The sequence below is a fragment of the Paenibacillus sp. HGH0039 genome (assembly GCF_000411255.1).
In the GTDB taxonomy this organism is placed as follows: Bacteria; Bacillota; Bacilli; order Paenibacillales; family NBRC-103111; genus Paenibacillus_F.
The window spans coordinates 3,228,346-3,242,035 of record NZ_KE150412.1 but is presented as its reverse complement, the minus strand read 5'-3'; the positions used below and the strand labels follow the sequence as shown (position 1 = coordinate 3,242,035).

Here is a 13,690-nt window from a genome sequence, read left to right as displayed (position 1 = left end):
CCGCTTATGTGTGGACCCACTCATTCTCCGTCCGTTGAAGGAGTCCTGTTATGTTTTATTTGAACATGAACGCGCTGCTTGCCATGTGCGGCATGGTGTTCGTGCTGATGGCGACGAGAAAATGGCCGCAGAACAAACGCATCCTGATGCTGCTGTTCAACCTCGGCTTTCTTTTTCTGTGGAGCGGCAAACTGTTTGCGTTCTATATCGCCTATACGCTGCTTAATTATATATTCTTCGTCTATTTGTGCCGTACACCCGTCTGGCGGAAATTTGCGTTCGCGCTGTTCATTCTCGCCAACATAGGCGCCGTAATCCTGTTTCACATGCTCGGCAAGCAGGGCTCGGTTTCGCTTTTGGCAGACGGCGTGATGACACTCGGCATCATGTTCAACGTGCTCAAAATCATCGATGCGCTGTATTTCGCCTATTTCTTCGGCAAAGACGGGCAAGCCAAGGTTATCGACTATGTGAACTACATTCTGTTCATTCCCACGTTTACCTCCGGTCCGATCTTAAAGTTCCGTGACTTCATGGCCGATGTAAAAGTGCCGTACAAAGTCGATGCGCCCCAGTTTGAGGCGGGCGTGAAGCGGATTGTTTTGGGCCTTTTCAAAAAAGTCGTCGTGGTCGTCTGGATGACCGATCTGTTCAACAAAGTGATGGACCAGGAGCTTCATACCCATCAGAGCCTCTTCTTGATGATCTGGTTCTACCTGATGATTTACATGGACTTCTCGGGCTACTCGGATATCGCCGTCGGCTTCGGCCGTCTGATGGGCTTCACGATTCCCGAAAACTTTAAGAAGCCGTTCCTCTCTCCCACTCTTACTCAATTCTGGCGGAACTGGCACGCTACCTTGGGGGATTGGTTCCGCGATCATATCTTCATTTTCTTTTCCCGCAAAACGCCATCCAAGCTCATGACCGCCGGGCTTTCGATTTTCATTATGACGCTGATGGGACTGTGGCACGGCTTCTCGTGGCTGTTTTTGATCTACGGGGTTTATCACGGGGTGATTATCGCGATTGAGAATCTGCTCGGCAAGACGACCGTCATCCGCAGAAAGGTTTCCAAGCCTTACTTCTATATGCGATGCCTGCTAACCCAGGCTCTTGTCGTCGCGGCCATTATTATTAACTTGAATAACCCCGACGTGGTCTTACGCGTTTACAAAGGTCTTTTCCATCTCCCCTTCTAAAAGAGGCAGGTGGGAAGACCTTTTTGTTTTTCCGAAAAGCAAGCCGGTTTTCCCTGACTGGAACTTGTTACGGCTGTGCGCTTCATTTCCCGGCAAAGCGGTGATATAATAAGTGTACGCGCGTTCTTTTTATAATTCGTGGAGGTGTACAAAAATGAAACTAGGCGTGTTTGCCGTCCTTTTCGGACAAAAACCTCTAGAAGAAGCACTCGATTACATTGCAGAAAAAGGCCTTGAAGCGGTTGAAATCGGCACCGGCGGTTACCCGGGTAACGCTCACTGCAAGCCCGAAGAACTGCTTGCCGACGAAAGCAAGCTAAAGGCATTTAAACATGCGTTCGATTCCCGCGGCCTGACGATTTCCGCTCTCAGCTGCCACGGTAACCCGCTTCATCCTCAGAAGGCGGTAGCCAAACAGTTCCACGACGATTTTATCCGTACGCTAGAACTGGCTGAAAAGCTTGAAGTCCCGGTCGTAAACGGATTTTCCGGCTGCCCGGGCGATCACGAGGATGCCAAATATCCGAACTGGCCCGTAGCTCCCTGGCCGAACGATTTCCAGGAGATTCTCGACTGGCAGTGGACAAATAAAGTCATCCCTTACTGGACCGAAACCGGTAAATTCGCTTCGGACCGCGGTGTGAAAATCGCCCTTGAACTGCACGGCGGTTTCTCCGTTCATACACCGGGCACCCTGCTCCGTCTGCGTGAAGCAGCCGGCGAAGTGATCGGCGCGAACCTGGATCCGAGCCACATGTGGTGGCAGGGGATCGACCCGGTTCAAGCTGTTCAAATTCTCGGCCGTGAAAATGCGATCCATCATTTCCATGCCAAGGATACTTCGATCGATCCGATCAACGTGAATAAGCACGGCATCACGGATATGCAGTCCTACTCGCTTATGCTGGATCGCGCTTGGCAGTTCCGTACCGTCGGCTACGGCCACGACATGAAGACATGGGCGGATATCATCAGCGCCCTGCGTCTGGTCGGTTACGACTATGTCGTGAGCATTGAGCACGAAGACGGCCTGATGTCGGTTAACGAAGGCTTCACGAAAGCCGTCGAGAACTTGCAGCAGATTCTTATCAAAGAACCGCTCGGCGACATGTGGTGGGTGTAACTGAACAAAAAGAAAAGCCTCTTATCCGCAGATAAGGGGCTTTTCTTCATGCGCTGCATATTTGTAAGCGGCAGCTTGTTACCAGCCTTTGATCATGACGAAATCCATGAAAAGGAATACAGCCAAGCTAACCAACGCAAATGCGATCGCGAAAACGTTTTTTCTTTTGGCCGCGAACAGACGGACCAAGCCGATTGCGATCAGGATCGTAAAAATGATCACAAATGGATCGAATCCGGAAAAACTGGATGCTTGTGCTGCCTCTTCTGCAAATAACATTGTGAGAGACCTCCTTCATTTATCCAACCAGGTAACTTAACGAAATAGCCTTTTACTCTCTATGTTAGCTCTATCGGGGTCAAGATGCAAGGCCCTAGTCTTGATGTTAACAAGTTTGTCACGATTTATTCATTTCTATGAATAGGAGGGTAATTATAAACAAAACCTGTCTCTTTCATAATAATTGTTTATACCCGCTTTTGCCCTGCACGGATTTACGCCCTGACCTAAATATGATACGATCAACCTATCCTATTTCACACTTTTTCTATCGGAATTACGTATAAAAAGGGAGGTCCCACGCATGGCTTATCAACCGATCTGGGCTCAAGACACGTCGAAGCTGAACAAAATGGAACTCGTCAAGCTTCAAAAAGACGGACTCGATGTGATTCGTACCATTATTGAAAAGTATGCTCTGGAAGGATACGATTCCATTCCTGAAGACGATATGAATTTGTTCAAATGGGCCGGTGTTTATCAACAAAAGCCCAAGGACGGCCATTTTATGATGCGCGTCCGCATCAACTCCGGCGTATTGACCAGCGCTCAAGCTCGTGCACTCGCCGGCATTGCGGAAGATTACGGACGGAATCTGGTCGACGTCACCACGCGTCAGGCGATCCAGTTCCACTGGTTGACCGTTGAGAACCTCCCCGATATCTTCAAAAGGCTGGAAGAAGTCGGCCTTTATTCTTATGAAGCTTGCGGCGACTGCCCGCGTACGATTGTCGGCAATCCGCTGGCAGGTATCGATCCCGATGAGCTTATGGACACGACTGCCCTGGTAAATGAAGTAAACGATTTCTTCTTGATGAATAAGGATTTCTCCAACCTGCCGCGTAAATATAAAATGTCGATTTCCAGCAACGTATATAACTCCGCTCATGCTGAAATTAACTGCCTCGGTTTTACACCGGCCGTTAAAATCATTGACGGAGAAGAAGTGCTCGGCTTCCATGCTTGGGTCGGCGGCGGTCTTTCGGCGAAGCCCCATCTGGCCAAACAGCTTGACCTCTTCGTGCGTCCGGAAGAAGTGCTGAAAGTCGCTACCGGCGTTACGGTTATTTTCCGTGACTTCGGCTATCGTGAGAAGCGCCACCATGCGCGCCTGAAGTTTCTCGTGGCCGATTGGGGCCCGGAGAAATTCCTGGAGAAGCTCATCGAGCTGATCGGACCTATGCCAACCCGCGGAGAGGAGAAAGTCGCCGGCTGGACAGCCGCTTATTTTGACGGCGTTCACCCTCAAAAACAGGATGGCTACAGCTATGTCGGCTTGAACGTTCCGGTAGGCCGTCTCAATGCGGAAGAGCTGCGCGAACTGGCCCGCATCTCGGACCAGTACGGCCAAGGCACGATCCGCACGACCATGTCCCAGAACATCATTCTGTCGGATATACCGAACGACCGGGTGGACGATGTTCTCCAGGAAACCGTGCTGCAGCGTCTGACGCCGTTCCCGAAACGTTTCATGAGCCGGACGGTATCGTGCACAGGCAACGAATTCTGCAACCTGGCGATCGTCGAAACCAAGGAACGCGCACGCCGCGTTGCCGAGTACCTGGACGCCAATGTGGACCTGGACGAAGAAGTCCGCATCCACTTCATCGGCTGCCCGAACGCCTGCGGCCAGAAGCAAATCGCGGACATCGGCTTGCAGGGTACGCTCGTTAAAACGCCGGATGGCCCGGTAGATGCGTTCGATATCGCAGTCGGCGGTATCCTCGGTCCCGGCGCCCAGTTTAACACCGGGCTGAAAGGCCGTGTTAAAGGGGACGATGTAGGCCCGGTGCTCGCCGAGCTTATCCGTTTCTACAAGGAGAACCGCAGTCCAGAGGAAACGTTCCATCAGTTCTTCCTCCGCGTAGGTGCACCTGCATTCCAGGCGAAATTGACGGAAATCCTTACGGTAGCTTCTTAATTCGAAAGGATGGGAATGCGCTGAATTCGGGTGCAGCTGCCGACCACAGCATCCCTTATGCTCGTACAGAGCTTTCATGATCATGAATCCCATATATTCTTAAAGAACTACAGAAAACGGGCAGGATCGTTCTAAAGCGATCCTGCCCGTTTTTCTTTTATTTACTTGTCGTCCAACGCAAAAGAAACAGGAGCAAAGCGAATCACCGCTTTGTTCCTGCTTCCTTTTTGCTTCGAGGCAAGGTGCCTAAGAGTACGCCCGACGCCTGCCTTAGCTGACCGCGTCCTCCAGCAGTTCCTTCGCGCGCTCGGCATAGTCGTCCGAACGCTTGCGGTCGCGGTCCAATATCGGTTTGAGATATTGGCCGGTATAGGAGCCTTCGACCTTGACGACGGCTTCCGGAGTACCGGCTGCGACGATTTCACCGCCGCGGTTGCCTCCTTCTGGGCCCAAATCGATCAAATAGTCGGCTGTTTTGATTACATCCAGATTATGCTCAATAACCAGAACCGAATCGCCATTCTCAACTAGACGGTGAAGCACTTTCAGCAGCCGGTCGATATCGTGAATATGCAGACCCGTTGTCGGCTCATCCAGGATATAGATCGTCTTGCCTGTACTGCGGCGGTAAAGCTCCGCCGCCAGCTTCACACGCTGGGCTTCCCCGCCGGACAAGGTCGTTCCGGGCTGTCCGAGCTTCATGTAACCCAAGCCTACGTCCAGAAGGGTATAAAGCTTGCGGTGAATCCGCGGTATATTCTCAAAGAATTCGCAGGCATCTTCTATCGTCATATCCAGGATATCGGAGATGCTTTTACCTTTATAGTTGACTTCAAGCGTTTCACGGTTGTACCGTTTGCCTTTGCAGATTTCACACGGCACATAGACGTCCGGAAGGAAGTGCATCTCGATTTTGATAATCCCGTCGCCTCTGCACGCCTCGCAGCGTCCGCCCTTCACGTTAAAGCTGAAACGGCCCTTCTTATAACCACGGATTTTCGCTTCCGTCGTGGAAGCAAAGAGATCACGGATATCATCGAAGACTCCCGTATACGTTGCCGGGTTGGAACGGGGCGTCCGTCCGATTGGCGATTGATCGATATCAATCACCTTGTCCACGTGCTCCAGACCCTTCATTTCACGATACAGACCCGGACGTACTTTGGCTTTGTTAAGATCGCGTGCCAGGGTCTTATACAGGATCTCGTTAATCAAGGTACTTTTACCCGATCCCGACACGCCCGTTACGCACGTAAATACACCCAGCGGGAATTTCACACTTACGTTGCGGAGGTTATTTTCCTTGGCTCCTTTAATCTCGAGCCATTTCCCGTTCGGCTTGCGCCGCTCGGCCGGGATCGGAATGAATTTTTTACCGCTCAAATACTGGCCCGTCAGGGAGTTGTCATTGTTCATGATCTCTTCCGGCGTACCTTGAGCGATGATTTGTCCGCCGTGAATACCCGCACCCGGACCGATATCGATAATATAATCGGAAGCCATCATGGTGTCTTCGTCATGTTCCACAACGATCAGCGTGTTGCCCAGATTTCTCATATGCTCCAGCGTCTGAATCAGGCGTGTATTATCACGCTGGTGGAGACCGATACTCGGCTCGTCCAGAATGTAGAGGACACCCATCAGCGATGACCCGATTTGGGTAGCAAGCCGGATACGCTGGGCCTCGCCCCCGGATAACGTTCCCGCCGCCCGGTGCAAAGTCAAGTAATCCAGCCCTACATTTACCAGGAACCCTAGGCGTGCTTTGATTTCTTTAAGAATCAGGTGGGCGATGGTCCGCTCTTTCTCGGACAGCCCTCCGTCAAGACCCTCAAACCAGTTCTGAGCGTCTCCGATAGAGAGCTCTGTCGCATGGGCAATGTTGGTTCCCCCTACCGTTACGGCAAGGGTTTCCGGTTTAAGCCGCTGTCCTTTACATTTCGGACATGGCTTGGAGCTCATGTACGCCTCAATGTGTTCGCGGATCCCATCCGAGAAAGTGTCGCGATAACGACGCTCCAAATTCCTTACGATTCCCTCAAACGGGACGTAAGCGTCCTTGACGGTTCCGAATTCATTCTGATAACGGAAGCGGACACGCTGCCCGTCTGTGCCGTACAGAATGATTTTGAACTGCTCCTGGCTCAGTTCCGAAACCGGAACATCCATCGGAATCTGATAGTGGCTGCAAACGGCCGCCAGGAATTGAGGGTAGTAAGTGGACGTGCTTCCCGCCCAAGCTTCAAAAGCTCCCTGGTTGATGGTCTTGTTCGGATCGGACACCAGAAGATCCGGATCTACAATCATCTGGCTGCCAAGACCGTCACACTCCGGGCAGGCTCCGAACGGACTGTTAAAGGAGAACATGCGCGGAGACAATTCATCAATGCTGAACCCGCACTCCGGGCAGGCGAGATTCTGGCTGAAGAGCAGTTCTTCCTGGTCGATAATATCGACGATAATGCGGCCTTCGGACAACTTCAGCGCCGTCTCCAGGGAATCCGCCAACCGGCTTTGAATATCGTCTTTAACGACGATACGATCAACAACGACTTCAATGTTGTGCTTTTTGTTCTTCTCCAGCGTAATCTTGTCGGAGAGATCCATGATTTCTCCGTTAACACGCACGCGGACGAAACCCTGCTTCTGAATATCGGCCAGCAGCTTGGTGTGCTCGCCTTTCCGTCCGGAAACAAGCGGAGCCAAGATTTGAAGCTTCGTCCGTTCCGGATATTCCATCACCCGGTCGACCATTTGTTCGACGGTCTGGGAAGTAATCTCAATGCCGTGTACGGGACAGTGCGGTTTCCCGATACGTGCGAAGAGAAGACGCAGGTAATCGTAAATCTCCGTAACGGTTCCAACCGTAGAACGGGGATTCCGGCTGGTGGTCTTCTGGTCGATCGAGATCGCCGGTGAAAGCCCTTCGATGGAATCGACGTCCGGCTTGTCCATTTGTCCTAAAAATTGCCGCGCATAAGCAGACAGCGATTCAACGTAACGGCGCTGTCCTTCCGCATAAATGGTATCGAAGGCCAGGGACGACTTCCCGGAACCGCTGAGTCCCGTAAGCACGACGAACTTGTCGCGCGGAATGGTCACATCAATGTTTTTCAGATTGTGTGCCCGTGCCCCTTTAATGACTATGTTTTCTGTGGCCACCTTGTACGTACACCCTCTCTATTCGCAGGCCGTCCAGTCCTTTCCCCGGAACATCTGGAAGGTTCCCTTCCCGGGTTCTAAGGCTGAGCTTCCTGTTAGTTAATCTCTTTGATGCTCCACACACTTCAAAATCCAGTCTCTATTGTCTGTTCCGGCTTGTACATACCGACTCTTCGAATATAGCAGAACAGATTTACACCAAAAAGAAATCTATGAACAAAACCCTTCGTCCAGCTGTCGCTTGAACGCGGGTCCCATTAAATATTAATCAAAACGTATATACGTCAATATATACGATAATCTATCAATTGTGCAACTGTCATCCCCAACTATACGGGTGCAGGTACTCTATTTACCATATTTGCCTCGCTTAGTACCAGTTATGCCCCGATTGGGCCGGATATAAGCAGACAGACAGGCAGGATCCCTTTCTGTTCTCCTGCCTGTCTGTGCCGCATCGTTGCTATCCTAACCTTCCGCTTTCAGTTCAAGAAGAGCATCGCGCAATTCCGCAGCTCTCTCAAATTGCAAACTCTTCGCCGCATCTTTCATCTCTGCCTCGAGACGTTCGATTACCGCGGCGCGATCTTTCTTGGACATCTTGCCTGTCTTCACTTCTGCCAGGTACTCCGTCTTCTCCTCGGCGACTTTCGTCGCCTCGATTACGTCGCGAATCTTCTTGGCAATGGTTTGCGGGGTTATCCCGTGCTCTATATTGTAGGCTTCCTGTATGGTCCGGCGGCGTTCGGTTTCCTTAATCGCCTTATCCATGGAATCCGTAATTTTATCGCCGTACATAATCACGCGTCCATCCGCATTCCGGGCCGCCCGGCCGATCGTCTGGATCAGCGAACGTTCCGCGCGGAGGAAGCCTTCTTTGTCGGCATCCAGAATAGCCACCAGCGAAACTTCCGGCAAATCAAGCCCCTCCCTAAGCAGGTTGATTCCCACAAGAACGTGGAAGGTACCGAGCCGCAGGTCGCGGAGGATTTGCATCCTCTCCAAAGTCTTGATATCGGAATGCAGATAACGCACCTTAATGCCGATTTCCTTGAAGTAATCCGTTAAATCCTCGGACATCTTCTTCGTGAGGGTCGTCACGAGAACCCGCTCGTCCTTGGCGATCCGGTCTTGAATCTCGCCGATGAGGTCGTCGATCTGACCTTTGGTTGGCCTCACTTCAATGATCGGATCAAGCAGTCCGGTCGGACGGATAATCTGCTGAACCATCTCCGGACAGTGTTCCAGCTCGTATGGCCCCGGCGTTGCCGAGATATAAACGATCTGATTCACCTTGCGTTCGAACTCCTCGAACTGCAGAGGACGGTTATCCAGCGCGGACGGCAGACGGAATCCGTGCTCGACCAGCACTTCCTTGCGCGCCCGGTCCCCGTTGTACATCGCACGGATCTGGGGCAGCGTCACGTGGGACTCGTCGACCATCACCAGCATGTCGTCCGGGAAATAATCGAGAAGCGTATAAGGCGTCGCCCCGCGTTCGCGGAACGTCAGCGGCCCGGAATAGTTCTCGATCCCGGAGCAGAAGCCCATCTCCGCCATCATTTCGATGTCGTAGCGCGTTCTCTGTTCCAGTCTCTGCGCTTCGAGCAGCTTGCCCTTGCCGCGCAGTTCCTCGAGCCGCTCCTCCAGCTCGCGCTCGATGTTCACCAGCGCACGCTTCATCGTATCTTCTTTCGTTACGAAGTGAGACGCCGGAAAAATCGCGATATGGTCGCGTTCACCCAGAATCTCGCCCGTAAGCACGTCGATTTCGGTGATCCGCTCGATCTCGTCCCCGAACAGTTCCACACGGACAGCCTGTTCGCTTCGGGAAGCCGGGAAAATCTCAATGACATCGCCACGGACACGGAACGTGCCGCGCACGAAGTTCATATCGTTGCGCTGATACTGGATGTCCACAAGCCGGTGAAGAATCTCGTTGCGGGACTTCTCCATTCCGGTGCGCAGCGACAGCAGCAGCGATCCGTATTCCGCAGGTGAACCGAGGCCGTAAATACACGACACGCTCGCTATGATGATAACGTCTCTGCGTTCAAACAAAGAACTCGTCGCCGAATGGCGGAGCTTATCGATTTCTTCATTGATGCTGGAGTCTTTCTCTATATACGTATCCGAAGAAGCTATATAAGCCTCCGGCTGATAGTAATCATAGTAGCTGACGAAATAAGACACGGCGTTGTTCGGAAAAAACTCCTGGAACTCGCTGCAAAGCTGAGCCGCCAGCGTCTTATTGTGCGCAATAATGAGGGTCGGACGGTTTAGCTGGGCAATGACCTGAGCCGCCGTAAACGTCTTTCCCGTACCCGTTGCGCCCAAAAGCGTCTGGTGCCTCGTCCCGTTCTGTATGCTTTTGACGAGCTCTTGGATCGCGGAAGGCTGGTCTCCCTGAGGAGAAAAATCCGATACGAGTTCAAACTTGTTCGTGCTCTTGATTATTTCACTCAAAATTTATCACCCACCGTCAGGTAGTCAAATTTAAAAGCACGCGGCGGCTTGCACCCCGTATGCCTGTCTTAATACCTATAAACTTTTACCCGTCTTGCTCCGATATAGAACATATATACTTACCTACAACGGAGATATTCGGGCTGCCGGAAATAAGAATATGTGTTCCCGTATAATTATACTCTTTTTATGATCCGGTTGCAAATATTCAGACTCATTTTCATTTCCTTATTTTAGGCGGCAGCCTGGTCTGCATCATGAACATATTTCGATTCTAGAGGTGGTCAATCGTGGATTTGGCAACATTGTTAGGGCTTATACTCGGCTTGGGGGCACTAATCGGGGGATACATGTGGGACGGCGGTCATCTGACCTCGCTCCTCGTTCCAAGTGCCATGCTGATCGTCTTCGGAGGCACCTTCGGTGCAGTCGCGGTGAGTTTCCCGGTAGCAACACTCAAAAAAATTCCGAAAGCGCTCGGAATCGCATTCAAGCAAACCCAGCGGGACACGACCGCCACCATCGACGAAATCGTCGACATGGCTTCCATCGCCCGCCGCGAAGGCGTACTGGCCCTGGAACAGAGAGCCCAGGAGCATCCCAATCCTTTTCTGAGAGACGGTCTTATGATGGTCGTAGACGGAACGGATCCGGAGCTTACCCGGCAGATTCTGGAGCTTGAAATGGATTCCATCGAACACCGCAACGACGGCATGTCCAAAATGTTCGAAGCCGCAGGCGGCTACTCTCCGACCATGGGAATTATCGGAACGGTGCTCGGACTTATTCACGTACTCGGCAACTTGTCCGACCCTTCCACACTCGGTCCGGCCATCGCGGTCGCTTTCTCCGCCACCCTGTACGGCGTTATGTTCGCCAACGTGGTCTATCTGCCGATCGGCAACAAGATCAAGCTGCGCGGCAAAGAGCAAATTTCCGAAATGGAACTGATGCTGGAAGGCATTCTGGCTCTACAGGCCGGTGAGAATCCTCAGTTGATCCGCAAAAAGCTGGCTTCCTTCGTTCACGAGAAGAATGCCGATAAGCAAAGCAGCGGAGAGGCGGGTGCCGTTCTTGCGGAAGAGAGGTAAGAAACAAGAAGAACACGTGAACCATGAACGCTGGCTGATTACTTATTCCGACTTGATTACGCTGCTCCTGGTATTTTTTATCGTCATGTACGCGATGAGCAAAGTCGATATGAACAAATACGAGACTATGGCCAAGGCCCTGAATTCGCAATTTATGAAAAATGAATCCCTTCTGCCTCAAGGCAGCGGAATTTCCGGCACGATTATACCCACGGCGAGCGACGGAACCAAGCCTAAGAAGGATACCTCCGCGGAAGAAGCGGCCAAGAAAGAGCAGCAGCTCAAGGACATGCTTCAAGCGATTCAGGCGTACATCAAAGAGAACAACCTGGAAGCTAAAGTTTCCGCATCGGATACACCGCGGGGCATCGCCATTACGCTGAACGATCTGTTCCTGTTCGATCTGGGTAAAGCCGATCTCAAACCGGCCGCTTATCCCGTACTTGAAAAGCTCGCTACCCTTCTACCTACGCTGAGCAACCGGGTCAGCATCGAAGGACATACCGATAATATTCCGATTTCATCCGGATCGGCTTACAAAGATAACTGGGGACTCTCGTTTGCGCGGTCGCTTTCCGTACTCCGTTATTTTACGAATACGGCTAAACTGAGCGACGATCATCTGATGGCGACGGCTTATGCGGATACCGTTCCTAAAATGCCTAACACAAGCGAAGAGAACCGCGCCAAGAACCGGCGTGTGGAGATCGTCGTATTGAGGGAGTTCCAAAATGACGAGCAGCAGCCGCAGCCACAGAAAGAAGCGCCGCCGGCAGCTGTCGCGGAAGCGGCTCCAGCAAAAGCTAACTAGTTCACGCTCCTATTGTTAAGGTTTGGGAAACTTTTCTTCCCTCCCGCCTGCATCGCAGCGCTAAAAAAACCTCGACGGTCACCATAAGGTGATGTCGAGGTTTTTATTTGGATGAAGAGCCCGCAAGCCGGTGTGCCAGTTCCTGCAGCGTCTGCTTCCGCCTGTCTCTAAACTGCTCGGCAGCGAGCAGAATGCGGACATGCGCGTTTGAGAACCGATTTCCCCGTGGAACTCGCTCCGTTCGCTCCCTACAAGATTTCTTCCGAACGTTTCGTCAACAGCCCCGTCAGCTTTCTCGTAAAATAAGTCAGCAGCGGCAGCTGCCGGATTTCGACGTAATAAACGGCATCCTGATCCGGACAAATGACGATGCCCAGCTGATGATGTTCACCCGCGAAGACGGCCCGCTTGTGAAAACGGATCTCGCCTTCCATGTCGACGATCTCCAGCTTGCAGTACGCCGAGCTCACCTGGATCGCCTGGTGCAGCTCGGTTTTGCTGTGGACCCGGACGCCGTTTACCTTGTGTACAAGCTCTCCGGGTCTCAGCCCCAGCTCGGCGGCGGGGCTGCCGGGCACCACCGCCAGAATCTTCAGCCCGCGGGGCTGGTTGATAAAGCACGGGCTGCGCTGCGCTTCTTCCCATCGTCCGTACCAGATCACCGCTTCGTGCAGCACAATTCCCAGCACGGCAGCGACAACGGTGAACGGACTCCAGACCTGCGCAAGCAGCGCGGAGAGGAAGAGCACCGCTGCATAGACCAGCAGCATAGCGGAGCTTCGCCCCACCTTCTCCTTCGGAAGCCGGGTCATCGTCAGCTCCGTAAACCCGATCATGGCGGGGAATGCGAGCAAGCTCCAGCCCGCCATCAGAGCATCGCCGGTAAACAGCGGCGACCAGGGAAAATCAACCGCTCCCGTACCCGCTTGAACCGGAACCGCGAGGAAAAGCGGCACCGGCCAGAATCCCTGGAGCTGGTAACCTCCGACGATCTTGCCCCGCTTGCCCTCGTAGAACATGGGGCTCGCCATCCGGGCTCCCTGTGAACGGATCAACAGGGCCTCCGCCGCATGTAGGACAGCCACCAGAGCAAGCAGGGACGGAACGTCCGCATTCCTTACCACAGCAGCCACGCTGCTCCAGAAACCGCCCCCTCCAGGGGCGGGCAGTCCGGCCAGCACAACCTGCAGAATACCGAGGAGTCCCACCGAATAAGCGAGGCACAGAAAACGGATGCGGATGAGAATCATCGCGACGGAGAGGCCCCACAGCAGCAGAATCGTATCGGCTTGCAGGGAGACGCCTACGAACAGCATAACGACCGATACGCCGAGTCCCGCGACCCAGCCCCATAAATAAGTCCGCCAGGTCTCCCCGATTAGGGAATGAAGGCGGGTGGCAAACAATTTTCGTTCAAATTGAATTTGTTTCCGGTACTGCAGAAGGACGAGAAGAAGTCCGATATACGTAAAAGGGTTCAGCCATAACCGGCCGAACGCCGTCAAGAAACGTCCGGCAATTTCCGCAATAATGTCCATAACTCACTCCCTCGAGGCTCGAAACACGCTTCTTTTTTGTAAAAAATCCGACGGTCCGACTTAGTTATATACATTCGACCCGCCCCTTTCATTTCCT

Annotated in this window: 9 protein-coding genes; 5 read left to right on the top strand and 4 right to left on the bottom strand. The window is 52.7% G+C overall.

The features are described from left to right. The first annotated feature begins 50 nt into the window (after positions 1 to 50). A complete protein-coding gene (locus tag HMPREF1207_RS14185) occupies positions 51 to 1,202 on the top strand; it encodes an MBOAT family O-acyltransferase (RefSeq protein ID WP_009677092.1) in 1,152 nt (383 codons plus the stop codon). Between the two features lie 154 nt (positions 1,203 to 1,356). Further along, positions 1,357 to 2,325, top strand: coding sequence for a sugar phosphate isomerase/epimerase family protein (locus HMPREF1207_RS14180; protein ID WP_009677027.1), 969 nt, complete (start codon positions 1,357 to 1,359; stop codon positions 2,323 to 2,325). A 78-nt stretch (positions 2,326 to 2,403) separates the two neighbouring features. Here the strand turns inward: HMPREF1207_RS14180 and HMPREF1207_RS14175 are convergent, their stop codons facing one another. Then, positions 2,404 to 2,604 carry a DUF2759 family protein gene (locus tag HMPREF1207_RS14175; protein ID WP_009677089.1) on the bottom strand — a complete coding sequence of 67 codons (201 nt, stop codon included), beginning with the start codon at positions 2,602 to 2,604 and terminating at the stop codon, positions 2,404 to 2,406. A gap of 304 nt (positions 2,605 to 2,908) precedes the next feature. Here HMPREF1207_RS14175 and HMPREF1207_RS14170 point away from each other — a divergent pair, with 304 nt between their 5' ends. Then, positions 2,909 to 4,525 carry a nitrite/sulfite reductase gene (locus HMPREF1207_RS14170; RefSeq protein WP_009677005.1) on the top strand — a complete coding sequence of 539 codons (1,617 nt, stop codon included), beginning with the start codon at positions 2,909 to 2,911 and terminating at the stop codon, positions 4,523 to 4,525. Between the two features lie 270 nt (positions 4,526 to 4,795). Here the strand turns inward: HMPREF1207_RS14170 and uvrA are convergent, their stop codons facing one another. Both uvrA and uvrB read right to left on the bottom strand, forming a co-directional pair. After that, a complete protein-coding gene (uvrA, locus tag HMPREF1207_RS14165) occupies positions 4,796 to 7,687 on the bottom strand; it encodes an excinuclease ABC subunit UvrA (RefSeq protein WP_009677111.1) in 2,892 nt (963 codons plus the stop codon). A gap of 468 nt (positions 7,688 to 8,155) precedes the next feature. Then, positions 8,156 to 10,153, bottom strand: a complete 1,998-nt coding sequence (gene uvrB / locus HMPREF1207_RS14160; protein ID WP_009677026.1) for an excinuclease ABC subunit UvrB — start codon at positions 10,151 to 10,153, stop codon at positions 8,156 to 8,158. A gap of 290 nt (positions 10,154 to 10,443) precedes the next feature. Between uvrB and HMPREF1207_RS14155 the strand changes: the two genes are divergently transcribed. Together HMPREF1207_RS14155 and HMPREF1207_RS14150 are read left to right on the top strand one after the other, a co-directional pair. Continuing rightward, on the top strand, positions 10,444 to 11,244 hold the full coding sequence (locus tag HMPREF1207_RS14155) for a flagellar motor protein (protein ID WP_009676980.1): 801 nt from the start codon (positions 10,444 to 10,446) through the stop codon (positions 11,242 to 11,244). Beyond that, positions 11,228 to 12,055 carry a flagellar motor protein MotB gene (locus HMPREF1207_RS14150; protein WP_016423755.1) on the top strand — a complete coding sequence of 276 codons (828 nt, stop codon included), beginning with the start codon at positions 11,228 to 11,230 and terminating at the stop codon, positions 12,053 to 12,055. The genes HMPREF1207_RS14155 and HMPREF1207_RS14150 overlap by 17 nt, the downstream gene beginning before the upstream one ends. A gap of 248 nt (positions 12,056 to 12,303) precedes the next feature. Here HMPREF1207_RS14150 and HMPREF1207_RS14145 read toward each other — a convergent pair whose 3' ends face one another. Further along, positions 12,304 to 13,593 carry a PDZ domain-containing protein gene (locus tag HMPREF1207_RS14145; protein WP_009677081.1) on the bottom strand — a complete coding sequence of 430 codons (1,290 nt, stop codon included), beginning with the start codon at positions 13,591 to 13,593 and terminating at the stop codon, positions 12,304 to 12,306. Between the last annotated feature and the right edge of the window lie 97 nt (positions 13,594 to 13,690).